The sequence below is a fragment of the Paenibacillus swuensis genome (assembly GCF_001644605.1).
GTDB lineage: Bacteria > Bacillota > Bacilli > Paenibacillales > DY6 > Paenibacillus_N > Paenibacillus_N swuensis.
Genome location: NZ_CP011388.1, coordinates 2,356,226 through 2,379,339, shown reverse-complemented (window position 1 = coordinate 2,379,339; position 23,114 = coordinate 2,356,226). Strand labels below are relative to the sequence as shown.

Below are 23,114 nucleotides of genomic sequence, written 5' to 3'. Positions count from 1 at the left end.
TTGTTAATTTTTATGGTATGATTATATCTTAATAACGGGAGGTGCGTGCCATGGAACAGAAGAATCAGAATATCATACCAAAGAAAGAAACAGAGTCTGAAATTAGAGAATCTCCAGCTGAGTATGAAATTACAAAAGCTACTAATGAACAAGTAGATAAAGCAGCTATAGAGGTTTTTGATAGGCATCGGGAAGTTTTTAGAAAGCTATCCAAAAACTAATGAAAATAATATATCTAACTAGAAAACAAATTGTACAATTGCATGATTACGCGCTGTCTCAAGATGGTGGTCTGGACGGCATAAAAGAACCGGGATATCTTGATCTTATTGCAGAGAAGCCTTACACTACTCTCTTTAATGAAGAACAATATCCCGGTTTATTTCTTAAAGCTGCTATTTACATGGAGGGTCTTGCTACCGCACATGCATTTAATGACGCCAATAAACGTACAGCACTCTTTGTGATGCTTACTTTTATGTCTATCAATGGATACTCTATTGATGCCGATGCAGATGATCTGTTTGAGGTCACGATCTTGGTGGCTACCAATCGATGGAATAGAACCCAACTAGCTAGATGGATCGAAGAGCATGCTCGCTTATCCTAAGATTCCCCCAACCGCTCCGCGACGATCGTCCCCTGCTTGATCCCGGCCCGCTCCCTCATAAACAGCACCGCAATCAGCACAAGCGATAACGACCCAAACAACAGCACCATCCGCGTAAGCCCCATCGTGTCGAGGAACAATCCCGTACCCAGCAACACCACCTGAAACATAACACGGTCCAGCATCGTGCGGAACGAGAAGAATCGGCCGTGGTACTCCTTTGGAATTTGAGTTTGGAACGCCGTGGACACGAGCGGAATAAAGCATCCAGCACCGATCCCGAATAAGGCGAAGCCTACGATAGGCACCCAATACACGTGGCTGAAGGTCAGCACAAGTTGCCCGACAGCAATGACGACCGCGGATAAATAGAGCATCGAGGACAGATTGCGTCCGGACGACAGCTTTTTCACCAACACGCCGCCCGCAATAATACAGATCCCCTCCACCGTATAAATCCAACTCTTGATCTGCGAGTCGTTCAACATTTCGCTGATGTTGATGATCATCAGATTGAAGCCGCCGATAAACAACAGCGGTACCGCCGACAACCACAGAATGTTAACCAGGTTCGGACGTTCCTTGAGCAAAGGCAAGATTGCTTTAAAGCCCTCATTCTTCGGCTTAGTTTCACCTGGCGCTTCCTTCCGCGGCTCCTCCTTCACATTCAGAAACCATGTACTGGCTAGCAGCAGCAGATAGGTAATGAACGAAGTCATATACAAACTGTACAAGCTCATGACCCCAAGCAAGATGCCCCCAAGCGCTGTCCCCACAATCCGGGAAATCGTATTCGCGTTCATATGAATCCCGTTCATGCTAAGCAAATCTTTCTCCGAAACCGCAAGCGGGATCAGCGACTGCAGGGCCGGAAAGTAGAAGGCGGCGGAAATCTGCAACGTGATCGCGAACACCACCATCCACCACACCGAGTCGTAATACAGCGCCAGAAACATGAAACACACACTGATAAGTCGCCCCAGCCCGGAATACATCAGCACCGGCTTCTTCTTGTTCGCGTCAATGACCTTGCCTGCTAACGGTCCGAACGCCACACCGGCCAGCAATCCGGTAAACAGGACTAGCGATTTCATGAAATCCGAGGGGATATGCGCCTGCATGAACTCCAAATTCCCGATAATCGACACCCAAAGCCCAAGCCCCGCCAGAAATTCCCCCGCCAAAATAATCCAAACATTCCGATTTCTCCACATGCCAAAGGTTCTCCAGTCTAATTGTCCGATGTTTAAATAAGTATGTATATCATAACATAGGTAGAGGTGGATGAACGGGATTTTTTATGGCAAAAAGGAACTAAAGCGACTGTCCTTTGCTAAACTGCGGCAACAGATCCGCATGGACCTCCAGCATTCGCTCCAAGGCAATGAACGCTGTGACCTTGTCGGTTACGGCCGGGTCGATCTCGATGGCGCGCTTTGCGATCTCCCGGTCGCCGCGCACGGCCGCTTCCGCCGCCAACGCATGGACGTCGGACACCTGCCGGCACAGCTCGGCCAGAGGCTTGCCCAAGGGCGGCAACGGCTGCGCTGTCAACGTACCGCCGGAAACCCGCACCGGCGCCTCCACAATGCGCTCCGGAGGAAGCTCCGGGAATGTGCCGTCGTTACGGACATTCAGAATATCCAGCTTGCTCTCTTCCCCGCGCTGCAGCGCAATTGCCAGATCAACCGGATGTTCCCAGCTTCCGTTGGAAAAGACCGATTCCCAGGCCATCCTTCCCGCTCCGATTTCTTTAAGCTCCTGAAGCCACTGGCGCCGCTCCGCCTCCGTGCCGTGGTAGGGCGAATGCTCGGTGTACCGGATATCTTCCTGCAACGGCAGGTACTCCGCATGATGATCCACCGCCCCCGCCGCAACGCCGCCGTAGGCGAGCAACCAGCGGCGCATGACGCGAAGCTCACGCTGCATCTCTTCGTCTTGCCCTGTCCAATCGCCGCTGCGGATATATTCCTTCAGTTGCGGTAACAAGTCTTCACCAGAGTGGCGGTCCCTCATGGCAAGCACCCATGCAAAGTGATTCAGCCCGCCCGTCACAACCTCAACCTCATGCGGTTCCTTCCCGATCAAGCGGGGAAGCAATGCGTAACCCTCCGGTCCACGGTAGGCAATATTACAGAATCCCGCGCAACGGATGGAAGTATAACGTGTAACCGCGGTGACCACACGGGGCATTGGGTTCGTCACGTCCATCAGCCATGCGTCGGGGCAAAGCTCTTCCATATCCCGGCAAACGGACATCAGCAGCGTTACAGACCGGAAGGTGTTCAATAAGCCGCCTACACCGCCGCACTCCCTTGCCTGATCGGGCATCCCCAGTTCCGATAGAATGTCATAGTCCATCTGCCAGCGCCGCATGCCTTGAACGGAAGCGGACACGATGACAACATCCGCACCCGGCAAAGCATCCCTGCGATCCGTGCAGGCCCGAATCCGAACATCCACGCCAAGCTCCTCCGCGATTCGCATGCCCACGCCCGCCATCGCTTCCACGGCTTCTCGTTTCGGGTCCACCAGCACGAGCTCACCGCCGCTCAGCCTGTGCTTTACAATGACATCCTCCAACACGGTAGGGGCAAATACGAAGCTGCCTCCCCCGATTAATACGATTTTCATAGTGTTAATCTCCCTCTTTTTTTGAAATGAAAAGTAATCTTGCTATAGCGTTATGGTTAATTAGATAATGGAAACATAAATTTAATGAGTGTTCAGGAGAGATTCGCCATGCGCTTCGCCGAATATACGGACATGCAAACGTTCCCTAATGTCACATCTGACCTGTATTTGTACGGAATGCACGTATCCCGCACCACCCGCGGACGGGTATGCGACCGTCATCTTCACCACAGAATGATCGAGGTTAATCTGGTGCTGGAAGGCCGCCAAACTGCCATTGTAGGAAATACAAGACTAGTTCAGCATGCCGGAGACCTGGTCATCATACCTCCGATGAAAGCTCATGAATTCCGTGTTGAGCACGGGGAGAGCATGACATGCTTCGTGATGCACATCCAGAACGCGGACCATTCCGTGATTCGAGCTTTAAGAGAGACAGGGGAATGTTTGTTTCCCATCGGCCATCTGATGCACGAGAAGCTTCACTCTTCGGTCTTGTCGATGATGTCCCACTTGCAAGCGGGCGCTTCAACCCCCCGAATTCTCAAAAGCTGCTGCGAAATCCTTGTCGGCATGGAAGAATATTTCCTCCCCGAGGCGGGCGTTGCCTCCGTACCCGCGGAACCGGCACTGGCTGACCGAATCGCAAAGGCTATTGAACACCTGATTTCCGCATCCGAAGAGCCGAACGCGCCTTCCTTGCTGACAGGCTGGCTGGAACAGATCGCAGAAGACCTTGGCGTAACCCGGCGTCATTGCTACAGAGTTTTTCAACAAACCTACGGGATGTCTCCCCGCGAATATTTGTCGCTGATTCGGCAACAGGAAGCCATGCACATGCTGGTCAACCAAAGGGATTCCATGGAGCTCATCGCTCACCGCATCGGATTTGAAAATGTACAGAGCTTTATTCGGCAATTTACCAAATGGACGGGCACCACGCCGGGCAAATTCCGCAAGCAGCAGAGCGGCGCACTGAACTACCTGACTCCGCTGGAGTTGGACCCTGGGCCGAATCAGGTGTAATTGAGGTAACTCCATTAGCATGAGTGGAATCGAGACGAGATGCTCCCATTATAGGATTTGAGCCAAGGACAGTTGAATAGCGAATTGAGTCTTTTGATATAAATAAAATGAACCAACTGGGACATCGCATAATGAGATAGCGCAAAAAAAGCCACGAAGACCTGAGTCTTCATGGCTTTCATTGTGACGCGTAATGCTATTGTGAACGACTTAATCGTTTCGGTTCGATTTCGTGGAGATGAGGTTAACGAACGTACCCAGACCGTATACTTGCATACCGGCAATGACAAAACCGATCGCTACCATCAGGCCAAGATTGCTGTCCCTGAAATTCGACATCGTCATCAAGAACATGGCAACACCGATTCCCAGCAGTACCCACGCAATCAGCGTCATCGCTTTCGCAACTTTAACACCGCCGTCATTCGTTAGTTGGATCGGATCTATTGTCATTACTTTGCTCTTCATCATGATGACCACTCCCGTATTGTGTAATCGTTTTCTTAAAGATAGTATAGCATAGATTACACACGGTGTTCAAACTTTATTCACAATTCCGCAACCGTTTAGACAAAACTATAACCATCTACCCGTAAAGTGCGATAAAAAGGTTTTTAGATGTGTCCAAAATATGAGGTTTCGTAATGCTGTTAGTTTAGCGAGCTGAGTTTAGGTTCAACTGTTTACGGGTCATCAGGAATTGCGCGGTCATGGCGATGCGCCAAGGCAGCAGCATCCCGAACGCCAGGATGAAGAAGATGGCCGCTGTTTGCTCCATGCTTACATATTGCTCAACAATATCATGCAGCACCAGGCGCAACAGGAGGAGCGCGATGATGATGACAGCGAAGATTTTGGACCGCACCATGTAGATATGCCCGTCAACAATGTGAAAGCGGGAGGTTCGGATGAGCGGATAGGCGAAAATGACAGCCCCGGCTGTGAATGCGGCAACACCCCATTCCCACGGTATACGCATCGCTGGCAGGACGAACATAATAAAGCCCGTCGCCATCCCCAACGGGGGAATGACGATTTTCTTCAGGCTGGCCGGTCGTTCCCCCGCGCGCAGACGAATACGAATGACGAACAATCCGATGAATAACGATGCCAACGTAGCCATGAAATGGGATAACACGGTAGATTCCACTTCAACTCCCCCTCCCCTCTATGATGATTGTATGTAATCCCGGACAGGCTTTATGACAACCTTAATATGCTCCCTATATTGTAAAACAAACACGGACAAAAAGAAAAAGCCGGAGATCCGGCTTTGTTAGGGAATTGAAGCAACTACCGGTTCAAGTTCTCAGCCAAACTCCTCGCGCGTCTCCGGCCAGATGCCTTGTTGTTTGCGCAATAACACGATTTGGCCTGTATGAAAGGAGTCATGAATGAGCCACATGGGGATCTCTTGCCCGATGTTTGATTCTTTGGTAAATGGACGCTCCAGATCAGAATCTGTCAGTTGAGATAGTTCGACCTTCAATTGTTCCGCCAACGTATAGGCTTGGTCCACAGCAGCTTTCCAGCCTGCCTCGTCTGCAGGATCTCCAGCTTCACCGAATGTTGCGGTATTGGTGTCCATCTCCGGAGGAAGGTTACCCGCTAATCTGCTGTGAATTCGCTCATTGTAGAAGTTCATGTGATTGAGGGTTTGCCATATGCTGTTGCCCCCGCCCTCCGGTTGCCACGCGGCTTGTGCGCTGGTCACATCCTGAAGAGCCTTAGCTAACGGCACACACCAAGATTCCCTCTCCCAAATCGCTTCCCTCTGCCTTTGCAAAATGTCCATAATCGTCCGACTCATAAGTACAGCCTCCTTGTGAATTGTGGATTTGTGGCGTTGCAGCGCGTTACAATGGTTATAAAGAGTTAGGTGCTAAACAATTGTGCGATGATATAACAATAATGAATGCGTTATTCGTAACTACCTATATACAATAAAGATTGTTACATGTAAAGTTTACCATAAGATAAAATAAGTTACAACTGCACAAAGGGGGCCGCACAATGGAATTGCTGTGGAGCGATTTTTTGAATAGCGAATGGCGCGATTGGCGCGGCAGCGGACAGACGGAAGACCGGCTCGACTCGGGCGAGTGGTATGTATATATGACGAAGCGCTGGGATTTGCCTCCGTTGGGCGTGGAGAGAGCAAGCAAGGGTGCGGAGAGCGCCGGCGCGGAGAAAAGAGAATCCGCTAGCGACTTGCCATCGGAGACGGGAACAGGAAGCGTGATTGAAGCGGCGGCGTGGGCGCCGCGCGAGCTTCCGGCGTCGGCCGAGCGCGACGCCATGCGGGCTTTCCGACAGCGGCTGCTGCGCATGGCGCAGACGCTGTCGGAAGGCCGCGAGCTGACCGAAGCGGACATAACGGCGCTCAACGCCGTTATGTCCGCTGGCCCGGTCACGCGGCGGCTTCTGCCCGCCGAGGCCGGCGGCCGAAGCGGGCTGCGCCTGGGCCATGTCCCGGCAGGGGGCGGGACGGCGCAATGGATGGCCGAGGTGGCGGCCTCCTTTGCGGCAACGGCCGCCATCGGCGACGGGACGCGCGTGCACTTCTGCGACAACGCGGATTGTCGCTGGGTGTACTACGACGACACCCGGAGTCGTACGAAGCGCTACTGCGAGGATCGCACTTGCGGCAACCTCATGAAGGTGCGGCGCTTCCGGGCGCGCCAGAAGCTGGAGCGTTGATGAAACTTTAACCGATGAGATTTCGTCAGGTGTAAGAGGTGAATACAATGATGAAAGTTCCTTTTCTGATAATGGTTATAGTCATGTTCCTTACGGGTTGTTTAAACGCGCAAGACGATCTGAAGTCCCCCGGATCGAAAGCGGCCCATGACTACCTTCGCGAAAAAGGTTTTTTAATCGACTCTTATGAAGGTGAGCGCGGGAGTTATCAGCTTACCAAGGCCAATATTAAAGAGTTGCCGCATATGATGGAATGGGGTTATTTTGCGGAAGAAGGCGTGGACCCTGAGCTCTATTTTAACCGGAACATTCAAGTGGAACACTTTATCGTAAAAGACCATCCGCGGTTCAAAAAGAAGGCACATGTCGCCGTCTTCCTCGCCGACAATGAGCCCATCGGAGCAACTTCCGTTCCATGGACGGATGAAGAAGCTCTACAGGCTGGCTGGGTTTACTCTCTTGACGGCCAGACATTGGAAGAAGTACAGCCTCTGCCCTATCCGGAATGGATGCAGGCGTGGTCCAAGCGGTATCGTTAAAGGGCTTCCCAAACCCTCCTAATTCCTGTTACGATATATGAAATTATACCTGGGAGGTACTCCACGTGATTTCACCGAAAACATTAAAGCTTGTCAGCGGCAGTGCAGAGTTGTTATTGGCAATACCCGTTCTGGGCGGAGCGTTCGTAATTAGCACCGGTTACTCGGCGCTGGGCATCATGCTTATTTTGCACATTGTGACAACGGTCTTGTCCCTCAACAACAAAGAGTCCATCGTCGGTCCCGTACTGGGCATCACCGCTTCAATACTCGGCTGGATTCCTTTAGTGGGCTGGTTCCTGCACCTGTTGTCCGGTATTGTGCTCATTTATGGATCCTTGAACAGACGAAGATATTAGACGGAACATCAGCTATCGATCTATCTTTCATCCATGGTACAGCGTGGCCTCGCGCTTGTTGCGGGGTTTTTATTTTGCCCAAAATGGTTTGATTATTGGTTTGTGAAATAATTCACAATTTAGACATAGCGTTTTTCGTCAGAACGGCATATACTAACATTATCAACAGAGCGAATACGATCAGCAAGTATGTGAAATTAATCACAATACAATATATCGGGAGGTTTTACCATGACAACAACCCATATTCCCCATGCTGCCCAAGAAACTGTCTTGAAAATTGCCGTCATCGGATGCACACACGCCGGGACCGCAGCCATTGTGAACATCGCCAAGTTACATCCCCAAGCTCAAATTACCGTTTATGAGAAAAATGACAACATTTCGTTCCTGTCGTGCGGTATCGCGTTACATGTTGGCGGGGTTGTGAAGGATGCGGAGCAATTGTTCTACGCCACACCGGATCAGCTGAAAGACATGGGTGTAACGACGCATATGCGCCATGAAGTGATGAACGTGGATACGGATGCCCGGACGCTGCAGGCGCGCAACTTGGTAACCGGCGAGGAAATCACGGACACGTACGATAAACTGGTGGTGACTACGGGATCGTGGCCTATTATTCCTAAGCTTGAGGGCATGGATCTCGATAACATTGTTCTCTGCAAAAACTATAACCACGCCCAAACAATCGTCGAGAAAGCCCGTGACGCCCAGCGCATAACTGTCATTGGTGCGGGGTATATTGGTATAGAATTGGTGGAGGCTTTTGAAATGAGCGGGAAGCAAGTGACTTTAATTGATACGGCGGACCGCATTCTCAGCAAGTATCTGGATCGGGAGCTCACGGACACCCTGGAAGATGAGTTTACGGTCAAAAATGTGAAGCTCGCGCTGAACCAAACCGTTACCGGCTTCATCGGTGAACAAGGTCGGGTTCGTAAAGTGGTCACTACGGCCGGTGAGTACGAAGCTGATCTGGTGGTCCTTTGTATCGGGTTCCGTCCCAACACCGCTTTGTTACAAGGTCAAGTGGATATGTTGCCAAACGGGGCGATTCTGGTGGATGAATACATGCGCACCAGCAAAACAGATGTGTATGCCGCCGGCGACAGCTGTGCCGTGTTCTACAACCCGACGCAGGAACATGCTTACATCCCGCTGGCAACGAATGCGGTTCGCATGGGCACCTTGATTGCCCGAAACCTGATGGGTCCCAAAGTGAAGTACCTCGGCACACAAGGCACATCGGGGATCAAAATCTACGATCACAACATCGCATCGACCGGCATGACGGAAGGTGCGGCCATCGCTGCGGGCAAGAATGTGAAAACAATCACAATCCATGACACCTATCGTCCTGAGTTTATGCCTACGGCGGAGGCGCTGACGCTGACCGTGGTTTACGAAGAGCCGACGGGCCGCATTCTCGGCGCGCAGGTGATGTCGAAAGTCGATTTGACGCAGTCGATCAACACGCTGTCGGTATGCATCCAGAACGGCATGACCACCGATGAACTCGCGTTTGTGGATTTCTTCTTCCAGCCGCATTATAACAAGCCTTGGAACTTTTTGAACCAGGCCGGTTTGCAGGCGTTGTAAAGTTAAAGTGAAGGCTCGATCCCGATGCGGGGTTGAGCCTTTTTTTATTCCCGGACGTCCTGTCCCAGAATTTCATGCGTGGCTGTGTCTATGTACAAGCCGATGGGTCCGATCGTGACATCCATTTTAGTTACAAAAGTAACCTTCGCCACATCCTCGCGTTCCGTCTTCGTTCGCTTCAATTGCACAAGGTCCCAGTCCGACGGCGTAACAGCCGCTTGCTTCCAATCCCCGATGACCGATGACTTCTGTCTTGTCGACAGGGAATTCCATGCCACTGCTCTTAGCGTTTGAATTGTCTCCGGGTCGGTCCATACATGGGCGATCGATTCATTTTGTAGACGCATCAGCGAGTTCCAGCCGTTCGAGCTCACATAAGGCTCCTTGTGCTCACTTGACACTGCAGGTTCGCCGGAGCCGGAGCAACCCATGACAGCAGCAGCCAGCAATGCACTGCAACATCCCGCTAACACCCTTCTCGTTTTCATATGCGCTCCCTCCTCTTATGAACACTAAACGAGGTTTTGCAAGGTAAGGTTGCTATAAACTTTCCTAATTCACTAGTATGGTAACTTCTTACCTTCATCCGCAGCTGATTTTCGTTATTTTCCGGGTAGTTTGGTAGATTATCATAGAATAGAGTAGCGAATTTCCTTCATGTGCAGTCCCGCGACACTTGAGCGAATTTCAGTTCGTTATATATCAGAGTTTCCTTGAACCAGCTAAATTTAGCGTAAACGGAGAACACCTCAGCGTAATCCATTACCTTCACGGAGATGGGACCTTTTCGGCTGCGGATGGGGGCGGATAGGGAGCGAATAGTGTTCCTAGGGAAGTTAAATCAACGGATGGGGACGGACGGGGAGCGATTAGTGTTCCCCGGGACATTAAATCGCCGGATTCGGGCGGATGGGGAGCGATTAGTGTTCCCAGGGACATTAAATCGCCGAATTCGGGCGGACGGGGAGCGAATAGTGTTCCTAGGGAAGTTAAATCAGCGGATGTGGGTGGACGGCGAGCGAATAGTGTTCCTAGGAACATTAAATCGCCGGATGTGAGCGGACTTCTCTTGTCACAACTTTTGTCATGACCCGTCACACCTTTGCGCAAAACCCTTGATTTTACAGTAAATTCGATTACATTGGAGATAGGACCCTTACCACGGGGATAAAAGAGGGGCGAAAACCAATGCATTCAGATCATTCAACCAACTCACATCATCCATCACGGAGCAAAATAAGCATCATTGTGGCCGACGACCAAACCCTGCTGCGCGAAGGATTGCAAACGATTCTGAATCTCGAAGAAGACCTGGAGGTTGTCGCCACGGTGGAGAACGGGCAAGAAGCTCACCAAGCCGCCATAAAGCTGCGGCCGAGCCTCGTGCTCATGGACATCAAAATGCCCGTCCTCGACGGCATCGAAGGCATGAAACGCATCAAGCGCGACTGCCCGGGGACGGCTGTGCTCATGCTGACGACCTTCGCCGAGGACAAATTCATCGTCGATGCGATGGCAGGCGGAGCGGATGGTTTCCTGCTCAAAGACATGCCTTCAGACCGCATCGTGCAATCCATTCGCGACGCCATGCAAGGCAACCTGATGTTGCCGGGATCCATCGCGTCCAAGCTGGCCGCGCGACTTTCCGTGCTGTCCACCATCGGCTCCGACGCCTTTGACGAAAGCATCCTTGCCCGGGAGAGGCTGAAGTTTACGGAGCGGGAGCGGAAGATTATTTTGCTCATGGTCGAGGGGTATACGAATAAACAAATTTCCGGCGCGCTCTTCATGAGTGAGGGAACCGTCCGCAACTATATCTCGGTCATCTATAACAAAATCGCCACGAACGACCGGCCAACCGCCATCGTACAACTGAAGGAGCTGCTGTTGAAAGATGCGCCTTAACCGTGCCTTGTCTCTATTGCGCAAGGCTTTCACCGGGATGTCTCCCCGTCTACGGTTAAGCCTCAAGCTGGCGGGTTACGGCATCGCGGCCCTGCTCCTGTTTACATATCTCAGCGGCATGGTTCAAGGTCCCTCCACGCCCGCCTCAGACCCGAGGGTTAACGGTACCCGCATGCAACAGCAGAACGCGCCCAAGCTCTACTACCTCGACAAATGGCAAATGTACCAGGGTAAGCAACCGGATGCGGACACCTTTTGGCAGCCGCTGGATCGTGCTGCGGTTCGCAGTCTCAAGAGCTACAAAGGAGATTTATGGCTCAAGCGCACCGTGCCCGAATTACCGCTCAAGAAACCTTATATGATGCTCAGCGGGTTCAAGCATGTAGAGGTTACCGTTGGTCAAGAACGCATCTACACCTACAATCTGGACCGTCCTTATCCTTATGTCAACGGGGGCTTTATGCAGCTGTTCGTACCCCTGGACCAGACCGATGCCGGCCAAACCATTACGGTGCACGCCTTATGGGACAGAGGCATTTTTCGTGAGCAGTGGAATCTCGTCGGTGAACGGGAATCGATGCGATTCAGCCATTTCCACTATGCCTGGATTCCGTTGGTTTACGGCACCTTGCTGATTACTGCGGGCTTATTGGGCCTGTATTTATGGGTCCGACGTCGTAAAGAACGAATTTACGGCTGGCTGGCCTTATTCGGGCTTTCGGCCGGAGTCGGGATTGGATTGATGAATACGGGTTTTTTGGAGCTGCGTTATTATTTTGACTGGATGTATTGGCGGGACTTGCTGCTTCCGATCGGGATTTACGCGTTCCTCGGGTTTTACGGCACGGTGCTTGGAGGGAATCACAGGCTAACCTATCTATGGGGCAAAAGGGTGCTGCTTCTCTTTACCGCATTCAGCTTCATTCTGGCGTGGGTGACCCCCTACTATTACAATGTCATGATGATTGATGGTTTGCCGTGGGTATTTGTGCCGGTTTTTGCGGCCGTCAGTTATACGCTCTTTCGGCAACATCGGCGGGAACGCAGCCGGGAAACCGTGTGGTTGACCCGCGGCTACCTGGTGCTCCTCCTCTCCTGCTCGATTCATCTGACATTCAATGCCTTCCCGCATTTCGCCAATGGGCTGCTTCTGATTTCGGATGTACTGCATAACTTCGTGATTCAGGCGTTGGCTCACGGTCTGGTTTTGTTCACGCTCTGCCTGATCATGGTCGTGTTTGAGCGGATCGCGGATATCTATCGGAAGTCGGCCGCCTATGCCGAAGAATTGGCCGAGCGCAATGAACAGCTAGCCCGGATGGACCGGCTGAAGGACGACTTCCTGCGCAACACGTCCCATGAGCTTCGTACGCCGCTGCACGGCATTGCCGGACTTGCGGAATCGCTGCTGAACGGGGCGGCCGGTCCCGTTGGTCCAAAGCTGCGCACGAATCTCCATCTCGTGCTGGACAGCGCGGACCGTCTGTTGCGTCTCGTCAACGACATTCTCGATCTTTACCGGCTGAAGCACCGCGACCTGGAGCTTCAGCCGGAGCCTGCCGACCTGCGGCGCGCGGTCGGCGTTGTGCTGGCGGCGCTCGCGCCCCTGGCCGAGCGCAAGGGCTTGTCGGCGGAGGCGGTGGACATCGCCGACATTTATGTTCAAGCCGATCCGAACCGGCTTGAACAGATCTTGTATAATTTGATCGGCAACGCGATCAAATATACGGACAGCGGCGGGATCACGGTGACCGCCGCGGGGGGCGAGCGCACGGTCGCGGTGACCGTGGCCGATACCGGCCGCGGGATTCCCGCGGAGCGGCTCGCCCTGCTCTTTGAGCCGTTCGCCTCGGCGGACGGCTTGGAGCCCGGGTCGAGCGGGCTCGGGCTCTCGATCACGAAGCGGATCGTCGAGCTCCATGGCGGGACGCTTACCGTGGTAAGCGAGGGACCGGGGTGCGGGACGCGCGTGTGCTTTACGCTGCCGGCTGCTGCGGAGAAGCCGGCGGCGCCGGCGGTGGAGGCGCAGCGGGAGCGGATGCGCTTCGAGGCGGATGCCGGGGAGGGCGAGGCTGTGTCGCTGTTGCATGCAGGTGCGCCATTGCTGCCATTGCTGCCGCAGCTGCCGTTATCGCCTGGGCATGCGGAGCCCGGTGAGACTGGTACCGTGAGGAACAGCACCAACAGCGCTGATGCCGATATTGATGCTTCTGCCTCTAATGTTGCTTCTATTAATGATTCTGCTTCTGCTCCTGCTGTGTCACAAATTTCAACACCCCCTGCCCCGCTCATTCTTATTGTGGATGATGAACCCGTGAACGTGCAGGTATTGCTCAACTACATGGCCGGCACGCCCTATCGCCTTATTCATGCAGCGAACGGCACCGAAGCCTTGCGGATGGTGGATAGCGGCGATGTTCACCCGGATCTCATCCTGCTGGATGTGATGATGCCGGGCATAACCGGCTACGAGGTTTGCCGCATGCTGCGCGAGAAGTACGGACCGAACGAGCTGCCCGTCATCCTGCTGTCCGCCCGCAACCGGGTGTCAGATCTGGCGGAAGGCTTCGACGCCGGCGCGAACGATTACCTGCCGAAGCCCTTCGCCCAGCGCGAGCTGCTTGCCCGCGTGCACATCCAGCTGCGGCTGGCCGAGTTCCAGCGGTCGCTGGAGGAGCTTGTGCGCAAGCGCACGGGCGAGCTCGAAGAAGCAAACCGCAGCTTGGCCGGCTCCGTGCGCGAGACCGCCGAAGCCCTGACGGAAGTGTCCGTGCTGGAAGAGCGGAACCGGATCGCGCATGAGATTCACGACGTCGTCGGACACACGTTAACAGCGGCTATTGTGCAGATGGAGGCGGCGAAAAAGCTCGCCGATCGCAACATGCCGCAGTCCGTGGAGAAAATCGCCGTCGTTCAGGAGCTGATCCGCAAAGGGCTCGACGACATCCGGCGCTCCGTCCGTCTGTTGAAGGACGAGACGGGCGCCTTTGAACTCGCCGCCGCCCTGCGGGAGCTGATCCGCGAGACGCAGACGGGCGCCGGCGTCCGGATCGAGGCCTATCTGCATCCGCTGCCGCCGCTGAGCGGACTCACTCAGCGCGTTCTCTATCACGCGCTGCAGGAGGGGCTGACGAACGGCATCCGTCACGGACAATGCACGCAGTTCGTTTTTGAACTTTACGCCGCAGACGAATGCATCTATTTCAAGCTGCGAAATGACGGCGAATCTTACGGCGATGCCAAGCCAGGCTTCGGTTTAACCGCGATGATGGAGCGCGTCCATCTGTTAGGCGGCACCGTGGATATAGGCTCATCAGCGTCTATGGGGGCAATGGCACCCACGGCCGACGGGGCCGACAGCCTTTCAGCGCAGCAACAAGGCTGCTTGCTGGCCCTAACGTTGCCTTTGTCGGGAATTTAATGAAAATGAAAAAGGCTGTCCTTCAAGGTTTCATCACCTTTTGGGACAGCCTTCTAACCATTTATGCAGCTACATCCCGCCGCGTGAACACCAGCCAGGACACCAGATTGAATACAAGGAAATAGACGCACAGCACAACGATGGAGAAGGTCAGTGTCATCCCGTCCTGATAAGGATTCGCGGTTAAATACGGCGTCAAATCGAGGTTCGGGAACAGCAGATACTTGCTCCATTCATATCTCTGCAGTAACTCCATCAGCACCGTGCCTGCGAATAAAGCGGCAATTGAAAAGCCGATGGCCATAGCGCTGCTGCGGAATGCCGCCGAAATCATGAACGCCATGGAAACGTACATAACCGTAGTGATGCCGTTAAGTAAGTAGGATTTCCAGAGATGCGCCACCATGTTGCCTTCCACGACGACGCCTTCGCCGTTCACACTTAACAGAGGCAGGTCAACGAATCCGAACTGGAACAGCAGTCCGTTCACAAGCACCGACACGACGAACAGGACGACGAGCAACAAGAAACTGAACATGAGCAAGGAAAGGTATTTCGAGATCAGTATCTTCAAGCGACTGGCCGGACGAATGAGCAGCAGCTTGATTGTGCCGCTTGTAAATTCGCCTGCCAAGCTGTCACCCGCTACAATGACCGTAAACAGCGTAATGAGGACGACGAGTCCCGCGGAACCGTTAATCCCATCCCACATCGTCCCTTCTTCCGTGCGGATATCGTTCGCCAATTGGTAATCCGCGATCAGCATCTGTTCCTTGAAATAAGTTCGGGTCTCCGGATCCAACTGCGGATCTTCCAGAATTCGCTGATAATTGCTCTTCTGTTCCGTCACTTCCGCGCGCCACCCATCCCCTTGCGCCTTGCGGCCGTCATGGCGCCACTCCAGAATGCTGCCCAGCAGTACGGCTCCGATCATAAATGCGACCATGATCCAGGTTCTCCAACGGCGATACAGCTTCATGTTCTCATTGCGTATTAGATTAACCAACCTGCGCACCTCCCGTCATTTCCAGGAATCGGTCTTCCAGCGACTGCCGCAGCACACGGGCGCCGTATACCGGAATCTCCATCAACAAGAGCGCGCTGAGAATCTGCGGAATCCATTCCCGGTCTGTCACGAGCTCCACGCCTTCCGACACCCTTCTTACACTAGTTACAAAATCCATACTTTCCAGCAACTTCAACGCCTTTTCGGTCAATTCCGCTTCAATAAGATAGGTCTGCGCCTTGTCGTCGGAACCGACGAAATCCTCGATCCCTTTCACATCCACCAGCTTGCCATGCTGCAGCACCGCGACGCGGTCGCACATCAGCTCCATCTCGGACAGCAGATGGCTGGAAACGATCACGGTGATACCTTCAGTTCGAGTCAAGTGCCGCAAGTAATCACGCAGCTCCCGGATGCCCGCCGGATCTAATCCGTTCGTAGGCTCATCCAGAATAAGCAGAGACGGTCGGTGCAACAGCGCTTGTGCCACACCCAGGCGTTGACGCATGCCCAGAGAGTACTTCCTCACCTTATCGTGAATGCGGTCTTCCAGCTTGACCAATTGAATGACCTCATCAATTCTTTCCTTGGTGATCCCGGGTATCATTCGGGCATAGTGAATGAGGTTATGGTACCCGCTTAAAAATTTATACATTTCCGGATTCTCAACAATGGCTCCGACATGGCGGATCGCCTGTTCGAATTCGGTCTTGATGTTCTTCCCTTTAATATAAATCTCGCCTTCTGTAATGGACATCAGGCCGACCATCATGCGAATGGTCGTGGTCTTGCCCGCTCCGTTCGGTCCGAGAAAGCCGAATACCTCGCCTTCTGTGACGTCAAACGTTAAATCGTCGATGACTTTCGTGCGCCCAATCCGCTTAGTGACATGACGCAAGCTGAGAACAGGTTGTTGATTCATGGACTTTGCCCCTTTTGACCCCAATATAATTTCATTTCTTACAAAAAACTTACTTATACTGAACGATAATATCGCCGGATTCCGCCTGGATTCGAACGTCAGATGTCCCGTCTCCCAAGCGGGCTTGCAGCTGTTCCCAATACTCCCCCGTGTTCCCAGCGTTAGTGGAAATCGGCAGGTTCGTCTGAATGCGGCCCTCTCTCGACATCAGATCCAGTGCATATCCTTCTTGCTGATCCAATAGCAGACGGGTGACTCCGCGTACCGCGGTAATATTCGCCTTGCCTCGGATGTGCTCCAGCAACAGCTCGGAATCCTCGCTGCTGAATTGAAGGGGTCCGGACAAATCCCTGAAGTGAGCATCGCTCAGTTGATCCTTCCCGGTGACCTTACCCGTGATTCCGGCCATCGTCAGCTCGCCATGGTTGCCTTCATACCGGATGTCGCCCTTTACCTGCTCCAGAGCCGCATGCCCAGAGTCGTTGAGCAGCTCGATCGGACCTGTATGGTCCGCCACATAGACGGAACCCAGCACGTTAGACATGCGGAACGCGCCTTGCGTATCGACCGCCGTAAGCGATCCCCCCTCCATGTTCACCTCGCCGCCGCCGCGGAAACCTTCGATCCGCACGGTGCTGTCGGAGCTGTTCAGTTGGAGCTTCAACGTGTCCGGCAGCGTCAGAACATAATCCATCCGGACCCGGTCGAAGTTGACTTTTTTGCCCCCAGCGGAAACCGCTAAAGTAACTCGTCCGCTCGCCGTCTCGGGCTCCACCGTAATCTCATCGAGTATCCTGTTCGCGCGTTCCTGATCTGTCCCGGTCACCGTTACCTTATATTGCAATCGGATCGTCTGATCCGCCCCCTGCCTCACTTCAACATGGCCACCCTCGGCGGTAAGCGATATTTCTTCGACCTCTTGCCCGTTCAGCGTAAGCTCCCGTTCCGCCACAGCGGCAATATCCCGATTCGCTTGCTCATAAGCTGCTTTTTTGCCAAAATTCTCAAACCGCTCTCCATACTCCGCGAAGATCTCTTCTTTACGGAAGCCGACATCCATGATGCCGAGTGCAGCCAGAATCACAACCGAGACGAGTAGTAGCATGCGCCGTTGCCGAACTCTCATCTTCATACCTCCACTTCCTTCTCAAACAAGTACCCGTTTAATCCCAACAATGCTATGCAAAAGAGCGCCAATACCACAAACGGCCCCATGTGCAAATACGTAACATCCCACCCGGGCTTGCCGAATACCAGGTCTGGCAGCCATAGAAGCAGATCCGATAACACCGGACTTAACCGGAGCACCAGCCACAACATTCCGCCGAAAGCGCAGAGCATGATCAGCCACTTCAACTTCGCCGCCAGTTGACCGCACAGGAAAGTGAATTGCACCAGCAACAACAGAAACACGATGGCCAGGGCGCACATCCAGAACAAGTGCAGCGAGATGTTAATCAGGTAGGGCGTCGTTTCAAGGATAGGCCCGTTTGCCGTTAAGTCATTCCACGTAATCCTCAGCAAGATGACAACATAACTGATTCCCACACCGAACACCGTTGCCAGCAACATTGCCAATGCGGCGGCCAGCTTCGCCAGCAACACCTTCCAGCCGCGAACCGGTAAGGAAAGCAGCAGATAAATGGAATTCGTCCTCCATTCCACATGCAGTTGATAATATCCGATGCCGATGGTAATCAGCGCGATAAATATCAGGGGCAACAAGACTCCCGCGATCCAGATCGCATCGTATTCCATCGCATGGCTTCTGTATAAGATCAGAATATGAACAAACACAACCACCAAAGCGTATCCCCCGTACACAGGAAGGATGGATCGAGCTTCTTTCTTGAATAAATTCTGAAATGCCATCTATCCGTACACCTTCTCCCACAGGTTCTCAAGTGAGCAACCGTATTCTTCGCGCAAGCTCTCCGCTGTATCGAACAAGCGAATCCGACCTTGTTGCAGGAAGATCACATCGTCAAACATCGGCTCCGATTCATTGATGGAGTGAGTCGACAAGATAATCGTCTGCTCTTCCGCCTGAAACTCGCTGATGATGGAGCGGATGATCTTCGCCCGCGAGGAAGGATCGATGCCCGAGAAGGGCTCATCCAGCAGAATCAGCGGCACTTGCCGGGACAGAACCAACACGAGCTTCAGCCGCGCCCTCAGACCTTTGGACAAGTTGCGAACCTTCTGATTCTCGTCCAGTTCCAGGGCTTGCAGCATCGCCGCGGCCTTCTCCGGTTGCCAGTCTTGGTGGAAGCTCGAGACGAATCGCAGCGTTTCTTTCACCGTCATCCAACCGTATAAGTGATCCAGTTCCGGCAAATACGCCACATGGTGCTTGTTCCGCACATCCGGCACCCGGCCGTTCACCGCGATGGTTCCCGAGGTCGGATAAATGAGGCCCGCCATCATTTTGAGCAGCGTCGATTTCCCGCTCCCGTTCGGTCCAAGCAGCCCCACAATCCGGCCTTTCTGCACCTGCAGGTCGATGCCGTTGATCGCTTGCTTCAGTAAGTACTTCTTGTGGATGCCTTGCATGTCGATCACAAACTCTTGTTGATGTCCTTGCCCTTGCTCTTCTTCTCTAGGTGCCGCGCTACGTTTCATCACGGTTGTTCCCTCCCTTCTTCCCTTTCGGATGTAACCCTTCATGAAGCATCCGCTCCATCTCGTCCGGGACCATGCCCAGCCCTTGCATTTCATCAATAAATTGCCGAACGGCGGCTTGCGCCATCTCCGAGCGGATCTGTATCAGCATAGTCGGATCGTTCTTGATAAAAGTTCCCTGTCCACGCAACGTCTCCGTCAGCCCCTCCCGCTCCATTTCCTGATAAGCCTTCTGGACCGTATTGGGATTCACCTTCGAAATTTGCGCCTGTTCTTTATGCGAAGGAATTTTGTCCCCCGGTGCAAGCTCTCCCCTGGCCAGAGCCTTCTTCACTTCATCCACCATCTGCATATAAATCGGTATGGGACTGTTAAAATTAAGCTGCACTGCGTATCCTCCTTCCGACCACAAAACACCAGTGCACTAGTAAACTAGTGTACTATGAGAAGGATAATCGCGAATTGGTTTTTTGTCAATCTTTTATGCGGCAAAAACAGAAGCCGCCTCAGATCGAGGCGGCCGGATTGGGATTATATTTCTCTTTCAACCATTGTTCCACTTTCATGTTCATCGCTTTCTGCAGTTCCTGACTCTCTTCTTTATCGTTATCGATCATCTCAAGGTAAGGCGCCGGGAACATATCTTGTAATGATGACCTATATAAGTTTCCATCCTGAGGTTCCTTATATTCACGAACCGAGTAACCTGCCGCTTCCTTCTTCAGGCGAATAACCGCAGGAAAGGAGTGTCCTGATATCATCTTGGTGCCTGTTGATTTATTGAAGCCGCCATAATAGGAATGCATATACACGTTAATGTCTCCGTCTGGCGACTTGCTTGTCCCATAGACCTTATGAACCTCAAATTGCTTTTCTGTAGGAGAGTATCCTCCTGCATATTTCTGGACAATATGATTTGAAATGGTATCGTTCATTTCTTGATTCACATCATTCGTTGTTACGGCTGTATCCGCAACTTCTAGATCTTTGGCGGTATTTGTGCACCCCATTAACAGAGATAACACGGTCAAAGACATGAGTAAGAATAGCAGACGAGTCATTATTCGAACGACCTCCAATCAATTGATCTGCCAGTAAATTATTTTATAACCTTACCAATGATATGAGACACAGGAATATATCCCAGTTTTCTGCTGTCCACACTAAAATTTCTATTATCCCCCAATACAAAAACATGATGCTCCGGAACTGTCCAAACCTGATCAGCTATTCCAACCATGTCTTCTTTTATGTAATCTTCTTGGAGTAACTCATTATTGCGGTAAATATAATTACTCTTAATCTCAATAATATCACCTGGAAGTCCCATCACCCGCTTCACATACTTATCAGCATTCCCTTTATGCAGGAGCGCGAAATGCGGAAGCTCCAATATTGAATCTTTAAGGTTTCGTTGTTCATGAATGTTACTGTCTAGGATAATAATATCTCCATGCTTCGGTAAGTCGTTCAGGGTATGCATAAGTTTACTTACAAAGATCCGATTCCCATCAAATAGCGTAGATTCCATCGAAGCGCCTTTCACTACATAGGGTTGCATGAGAAAGACCGCAATGATCATGGAAATAATTATGGCTAACAATGCAGTTAGTACCCAATCTTTAGCTTTTCTTATGATGTTCATGTTTTACACCCCATCACTTATTTAATTTGAACCTCAGCCAACACCGGCACCGGACCAGGCTTCCCGAAATAATACCCCTGAAACAAATCATACCCCATCTCCCGCAGACAAGCCAAGTCCTCCGCGTCCTCCACACCTTCGGCCAGCGCTTGCGAGCCCATCGTGTGGGTCATGCGCACCACCGCCTCCGCGATGCGGCGCTTCTCGGCATCTCTGCTGACACCGCGGGTATATTCGATCGCAAGCTTCACCACGTCCGGCTTCAATTCTGCCAACACTTCCAGACTGTTGTAGCCCGTGCCGACATCATCGAGCGCGAAGCGAAAGCCGTGGTCCTTGTAATATTGCAGAATCCGGCGCAGATGGTCCATGTTGCGAATCTCTTCGCTCTCCACGACTTCGAAGATGATGGAGGAGGGGTCGATGCCGTATTTTTGCACCATGGCGAATGTGGATTGTAAGCAGTGTTCCGGGTTATAAATCGTTGTCGGAAGAAAATTAATGAAGATCATCTGCCCGTCCAAGCCCGCCGCATTCTTCACCGCTTCCAGACGGCATACCCGATCCAGCGCAAACAATCGGTTCCGGACACGCGCCGCTTCGAATAACCGATTCGGGGGAATCAAACCTCCATCCGCATCCACCCCTCTCGAGAGCAACTCGTACCCTACCGTGCGGACCGCCTCTCCCTCCAGTGCCACAATGGGTTGATAGTAAGTGCGAATCGCGGTTTGCCGAATGACCTCATCGATCCAATGCGCTTCGCGTTGCGCCTGAAACTCGGCAATCGGCCGAAGATGCTCGAGGGACCGTAACGGATCCTCCCGATCTGCCGGTACTGCCTTGATCCGGTCTGTATCCAGATGAGCCGTCGCGTAATCCAATATTTCGTGGAACAGCGGCTCTTTCATCCAATGGAGACTGGAATCGATTTTGCGCCAATGGGTAGCGGGCTGTTTCTTTAAATATAAGTCCAAAGCTTCGAATGACATCTCTTCCTGGAACAACACCGTATAACCTTGCTCGGTCACAATACAATTGCTGCACTGCTCACTCATGCTTATGCCTCTTCTCATGTTCTGATTAGTCTAGGTTTATATCACTACTTTCTTTTTTGGGAATCCTAAATCCTTTTTTGGCCCAAAAGAAAAAGCGCCCGCCGCGGCGAGCACCTTTAGGATTGTATACTTCTGTGGAATTCTTTGAATCGTGTGCCTTGATGCGTCAGTTCGCCGCGGTCCCCAACCACAATTAAGCCATACTTATCCTCTCTTACCGGCAACTCAATGCGCGACTGATCATCCATCTCGAATGTCACATAATGTTCCGTGTTGGCGCTGGATTCGCCGGAGCCTCCCCAGACGTGAATTCTTTTGTCTCTAACCGTAGCGACTGTTGTCACAAGATCCGAGGCATTGTTCTTAGACCACACCCACAGTCCCCGAACAATCACATGGAGAAACCCTCCGACAACCAAAATAAACACGGTGCCCATAAATAGTTTAAAAAATAAAGGCAATTCCCCCATCGCTCCAAAAAAACCCGGATCCATATTAAAATCGCTCATGGTGTCACTCCTTTGTCTCTTATGTTCAATGATATCCGCCTTTGGCTTTCGGTAAATCAGTATACACTTTTTGGGCGCTCACGATCATGTGGACAAACTCCCGTAGCTCTTTAAGTTTCGCGGCATCCTTTGTCAAAGAACAATTCTCCTCGGACCAATGGAATATTCTTGTTTCGCCGTTCATCTGTATTTTCCAGTAATCCTCCGTGAAGGGCGTCTGGAAACAGTTTTTTATTCGCGATTCTAACTTCAAATCTCTAAGTACGTTTAATTCTCGCATCCGGTCATAAATACTCCGCATTTCGGTCTCACTGAAAGCGAGATCCACTGTAATGGTCCCGTCCGATACTAAATCCTTGGTCACCTTGTCTTCAAATGTATTAATCGCATTCTTACTTGTAATGCCATAGCGAACGGAAAATTCGAAATCCGCAGGCATGGTTTCAGGCATAGCTGGCTCTTCTTTAGTGCCACACCCGACCACGAGCAGAAGGAGAATGGACACCATTATTGGGAAAATAAACAACCGCGCCTGTCTCCGATCCGGCATGATCCG

General features: G+C 52.2%; 26 protein-coding genes. 9 read left to right on the top strand and 17 right to left on the bottom strand.

The window, feature by feature from the left end; all coding sequences use genetic code 11:
• The first annotated feature begins 50 nt into the window (after positions 1-50).
• The gene (locus SY83_RS23080) at positions 51-221 is read left to right on the top strand and encodes a hypothetical protein (protein ID WP_157279835.1); all 171 of its coding nucleotides are present in this window, start codon (positions 51-53) and stop codon (positions 219-221) included.
• On the top strand, positions 221-610 hold the full coding sequence (locus SY83_RS10410; protein WP_068606245.1) for a type II toxin-antitoxin system death-on-curing family toxin: 390 nt from the start codon (positions 221-223) through the stop codon (positions 608-610). Before SY83_RS23080 ends, SY83_RS10410 begins: the two co-directional genes overlap by 1 nt.
• Here SY83_RS10410 and SY83_RS10405 read toward each other — a convergent pair.
• Together SY83_RS10405 and SY83_RS10400 are read right to left on the bottom strand one after the other, a co-directional pair.
• Positions 607-1,824: an MFS transporter gene (locus SY83_RS10405; protein ID WP_068606242.1), complete on the bottom strand. Its 1,218-nt coding sequence runs from the start codon at positions 1,822-1,824 to the stop codon at positions 607-609. The genes SY83_RS10410 and SY83_RS10405 overlap by 4 nt on opposite strands.
• A 100-nt stretch (positions 1,825-1,924) precedes the next feature.
• Positions 1,925-3,244 carry a family 4 glycosyl hydrolase gene (locus SY83_RS10400; protein WP_068606240.1) on the bottom strand — a complete coding sequence of 440 codons (1,320 nt, stop codon included), beginning with the start codon at positions 3,242-3,244 and terminating at the stop codon, positions 1,925-1,927.
• Between the two features lie 108 nt (positions 3,245-3,352).
• Between SY83_RS10400 and SY83_RS10395 the strand changes: the two genes are divergently transcribed.
• The gene (locus SY83_RS10395; RefSeq protein WP_068606238.1) at positions 3,353-4,270 is read left to right on the top strand and encodes an AraC family transcriptional regulator; all 918 of its coding nucleotides are present in this window, start codon (positions 3,353-3,355) and stop codon (positions 4,268-4,270) included.
• A 210-nt stretch (positions 4,271-4,480) separates the two neighbouring features.
• On the opposite strand, the gene SY83_RS10390 is transcribed toward SY83_RS10395, so the two are convergent.
• From SY83_RS10390 to SY83_RS10380, 3 genes are all read right to left on the bottom strand, one after another.
• Positions 4,481-4,741 (bottom strand): hypothetical protein, encoded by a 261-nt coding sequence (locus SY83_RS10390; RefSeq protein WP_082882457.1) that lies wholly within the window; start codon positions 4,739-4,741, stop codon positions 4,481-4,483.
• A 184-nt stretch (positions 4,742-4,925) separates the two neighbouring features.
• Complete coding sequence (locus SY83_RS10385; RefSeq protein ID WP_068606236.1) at positions 4,926-5,420, bottom strand: CcdC family protein; 495 nt, start codon at positions 5,418-5,420, stop codon at positions 4,926-4,928.
• A gap of 159 nt (positions 5,421-5,579) precedes the next feature.
• Positions 5,580-6,080: a DinB family protein gene (locus SY83_RS10380; RefSeq protein WP_068606234.1), complete on the bottom strand. Its 501-nt coding sequence runs from the start codon at positions 6,078-6,080 to the stop codon at positions 5,580-5,582.
• A gap of 203 nt (positions 6,081-6,283) precedes the next feature.
• Here SY83_RS10380 and SY83_RS10375 point away from each other — a divergent pair, with 203 nt between their 5' ends.
• The 4 genes from SY83_RS10375 to SY83_RS10360 all read left to right on the top strand — a co-directional run bounded on the left by SY83_RS10375 (position 6,284) and on the right by SY83_RS10360 (position 9,470).
• On the top strand, positions 6,284-6,970 hold the full coding sequence (locus SY83_RS10375) for a CGNR zinc finger domain-containing protein (RefSeq protein ID WP_068606232.1): 687 nt from the start codon (positions 6,284-6,286) through the stop codon (positions 6,968-6,970).
• 47 nt (positions 6,971-7,017) lie between these two features.
• Entirely contained in the window at positions 7,018-7,509 is a 492-nt protein-coding gene (locus SY83_RS10370; RefSeq protein ID WP_082882456.1) for a hypothetical protein, read from the top strand.
• A gap of 65 nt (positions 7,510-7,574) precedes the next feature.
• Positions 7,575-7,868: a hypothetical protein gene (locus tag SY83_RS10365; protein ID WP_068606230.1), complete on the top strand. Its 294-nt coding sequence runs from the start codon at positions 7,575-7,577 to the stop codon at positions 7,866-7,868.
• Positions 7,869-8,141: 273 nt separating this feature from the next.
• Entirely contained in the window at positions 8,142-9,470 is a 1,329-nt protein-coding gene (locus SY83_RS10360; protein ID WP_068611036.1) for an FAD-dependent oxidoreductase, read from the top strand.
• 44 nt (positions 9,471-9,514) lie between these two features.
• On the opposite strand, the gene SY83_RS10355 is transcribed toward SY83_RS10360, so the two are convergent.
• On the bottom strand, positions 9,515-9,958 hold the full coding sequence (locus tag SY83_RS10355; protein ID WP_068606229.1) for a hypothetical protein: 444 nt from the start codon (positions 9,956-9,958) through the stop codon (positions 9,515-9,517).
• A gap of 700 nt (positions 9,959-10,658) precedes the next feature.
• On the opposite strand from SY83_RS10355, the gene SY83_RS10345 reads away from it, so the two are divergent.
• Both SY83_RS10345 and SY83_RS10340 read left to right on the top strand, forming a co-directional pair.
• On the top strand, positions 10,659-11,375 hold the full coding sequence (locus SY83_RS10345; protein ID WP_068606226.1) for a response regulator transcription factor: 717 nt from the start codon (positions 10,659-10,661) through the stop codon (positions 11,373-11,375).
• Entirely contained in the window at positions 11,365-14,796 is a 3,432-nt protein-coding gene (locus SY83_RS10340) for an ATP-binding protein (RefSeq protein ID WP_068606224.1), read from the top strand. Before SY83_RS10345 ends, SY83_RS10340 begins: the two co-directional genes overlap by 11 nt.
• Before the next feature lie 61 nt (positions 14,797-14,857).
• Here the strand turns inward: SY83_RS10340 and SY83_RS10335 are convergent, their stop codons facing one another.
• From SY83_RS10335 to SY83_RS10285, 11 genes are all read right to left on the bottom strand, one after another.
• Positions 14,858-15,802: an ABC transporter permease gene (locus SY83_RS10335; RefSeq protein WP_068606222.1), complete on the bottom strand. Its 945-nt coding sequence runs from the start codon at positions 15,800-15,802 to the stop codon at positions 14,858-14,860.
• Positions 15,795-16,724: an ABC transporter ATP-binding protein gene (locus SY83_RS10330; protein WP_068606220.1), complete on the bottom strand. Its 930-nt coding sequence runs from the start codon at positions 16,722-16,724 to the stop codon at positions 15,795-15,797. Before SY83_RS10330 ends, SY83_RS10335 begins: the two co-directional genes overlap by 8 nt.
• Before the next feature lie 49 nt (positions 16,725-16,773).
• Positions 16,774-17,850, bottom strand: a complete 1,077-nt coding sequence (locus tag SY83_RS10325; protein ID WP_068606219.1) for a DUF4097 family beta strand repeat-containing protein — start codon at positions 17,848-17,850, stop codon at positions 16,774-16,776.
• Positions 17,851-17,852: 2 nt separating this feature from the next.
• On the bottom strand, positions 17,853-18,596 hold the full coding sequence (locus SY83_RS10320; RefSeq protein WP_068606217.1) for a hypothetical protein: 744 nt from the start codon (positions 18,594-18,596) through the stop codon (positions 17,853-17,855).
• Positions 18,597-19,346: an ABC transporter ATP-binding protein gene (locus tag SY83_RS10315; RefSeq protein WP_231891447.1), complete on the bottom strand. Its 750-nt coding sequence runs from the start codon at positions 19,344-19,346 to the stop codon at positions 18,597-18,599.
• Entirely contained in the window at positions 19,336-19,734 is a 399-nt protein-coding gene (locus SY83_RS10310; protein ID WP_068606215.1) for a GntR family transcriptional regulator, read from the bottom strand. The genes SY83_RS10315 and SY83_RS10310 overlap by 11 nt, the downstream gene beginning before the upstream one ends.
• A 118-nt stretch (positions 19,735-19,852) precedes the next feature.
• Positions 19,853-20,407 (bottom strand): hypothetical protein, encoded by a 555-nt coding sequence (locus SY83_RS10305; protein WP_068606213.1) that lies wholly within the window; start codon positions 20,405-20,407, stop codon positions 19,853-19,855.
• A gap of 38 nt (positions 20,408-20,445) precedes the next feature.
• Positions 20,446-20,991 carry a signal peptidase I gene (gene lepB / locus SY83_RS10300; protein WP_082882454.1) on the bottom strand — a complete coding sequence of 182 codons (546 nt, stop codon included), beginning with the start codon at positions 20,989-20,991 and terminating at the stop codon, positions 20,446-20,448.
• A 17-nt stretch (positions 20,992-21,008) separates the two neighbouring features.
• Entirely contained in the window at positions 21,009-22,049 is a 1,041-nt protein-coding gene (locus tag SY83_RS10295) for an EAL domain-containing protein (RefSeq protein ID WP_068606205.1), read from the bottom strand.
• Between the two features lie 116 nt (positions 22,050-22,165).
• A complete protein-coding gene (locus SY83_RS10290) occupies positions 22,166-22,558 on the bottom strand; it encodes a DUF2500 domain-containing protein (protein ID WP_082882453.1) in 393 nt (130 codons plus the stop codon).
• A 25-nt stretch (positions 22,559-22,583) separates the two neighbouring features.
• Positions 22,584-23,108 (bottom strand): hypothetical protein, encoded by a 525-nt coding sequence (locus tag SY83_RS10285; RefSeq protein ID WP_068606204.1) that lies wholly within the window; start codon positions 23,106-23,108, stop codon positions 22,584-22,586.
• Positions 23,109-23,114 lie beyond the last annotated feature (6 nt).

What these genes read in the sequence shown, in the direction of transcription:
- SY83_RS23080 (WP_157279835.1), top strand. Translation starts at nt 51, where the DNA reads ATGGAACAGAAGAATCAGAATATCATACCAAAGAAAGAAACAGAGTCT.
- SY83_RS10410 (WP_068606245.1), top strand. Translation starts at nt 221, where the DNA reads ATGAAAATAATATATCTAACTAGAAAACAAATTGTACAATTGCATGAT.
- SY83_RS10405 (WP_068606242.1), bottom strand. Translation starts at nt 1,824, where the DNA reads ATGTGGAGAAATCGGAATGTTTGGATTATTTTGGCGGGGGAATTTCTG.
- SY83_RS10400 (WP_068606240.1), bottom strand. Translation starts at nt 3,244, where the DNA reads ATGAAAATCGTATTAATCGGGGGAGGCAGCTTCGTATTTGCCCCTACC.
- SY83_RS10395 (WP_068606238.1), top strand. Translation starts at nt 3,353, where the DNA reads ATGCGCTTCGCCGAATATACGGACATGCAAACGTTCCCTAATGTCACA.
- SY83_RS10390 (WP_082882457.1), bottom strand. Translation starts at nt 4,741, where the DNA reads ATGATGAAGAGCAAAGTAATGACAATAGATCCGATCCAACTAACGAAT.
- SY83_RS10380 (WP_068606234.1), bottom strand. Translation starts at nt 6,080, where the DNA reads ATGAGTCGGACGATTATGGACATTTTGCAAAGGCAGAGGGAAGCGATT.
- SY83_RS10375 (WP_068606232.1), top strand. Translation starts at nt 6,284, where the DNA reads ATGGAATTGCTGTGGAGCGATTTTTTGAATAGCGAATGGCGCGATTGG.
- SY83_RS10370 (WP_082882456.1), top strand. Translation starts at nt 7,018, where the DNA reads ATGATGAAAGTTCCTTTTCTGATAATGGTTATAGTCATGTTCCTTACG.
- SY83_RS10355 (WP_068606229.1), bottom strand. Translation starts at nt 9,958, where the DNA reads ATGAAAACGAGAAGGGTGTTAGCGGGATGTTGCAGTGCATTGCTGGCT.
- SY83_RS10345 (WP_068606226.1), top strand. Translation starts at nt 10,659, where the DNA reads ATGCATTCAGATCATTCAACCAACTCACATCATCCATCACGGAGCAAA.
- SY83_RS10340 (WP_068606224.1), top strand. Translation starts at nt 11,365, where the DNA reads ATGCGCCTTAACCGTGCCTTGTCTCTATTGCGCAAGGCTTTCACCGGG.
- SY83_RS10330 (WP_068606220.1), bottom strand. Translation starts at nt 16,724, where the DNA reads ATGAATCAACAACCTGTTCTCAGCTTGCGTCATGTCACTAAGCGGATT.
- SY83_RS10325 (WP_068606219.1), bottom strand. Translation starts at nt 17,850, where the DNA reads ATGAGAGTTCGGCAACGGCGCATGCTACTACTCGTCTCGGTTGTGATT.
- SY83_RS10320 (WP_068606217.1), bottom strand. Translation starts at nt 18,596, where the DNA reads ATGGCATTTCAGAATTTATTCAAGAAAGAAGCTCGATCCATCCTTCCT.
- SY83_RS10315 (WP_231891447.1), bottom strand. Translation starts at nt 19,346, where the DNA reads ATGAAACGTAGCGCGGCACCTAGAGAAGAAGAGCAAGGGCAAGGACAT.
- SY83_RS10305 (WP_068606213.1), bottom strand. Translation starts at nt 20,407, where the DNA reads ATGACTCGTCTGCTATTCTTACTCATGTCTTTGACCGTGTTATCTCTG.
- lepB (WP_082882454.1), bottom strand. Translation starts at nt 20,991, where the DNA reads ATGAACATCATAAGAAAAGCTAAAGATTGGGTACTAACTGCATTGTTA.
- SY83_RS10295 (WP_068606205.1), bottom strand. Translation starts at nt 22,049, where the DNA reads ATGAGTGAGCAGTGCAGCAATTGTATTGTGACCGAGCAAGGTTATACG.
- SY83_RS10290 (WP_082882453.1), bottom strand. Translation starts at nt 22,558, where the DNA reads ATGAGCGATTTTAATATGGATCCGGGTTTTTTTGGAGCGATGGGGGAA.
- SY83_RS10285 (WP_068606204.1), bottom strand. Translation starts at nt 23,108, where the DNA reads ATGCCGGATCGGAGACAGGCGCGGTTGTTTATTTTCCCAATAATGGTG.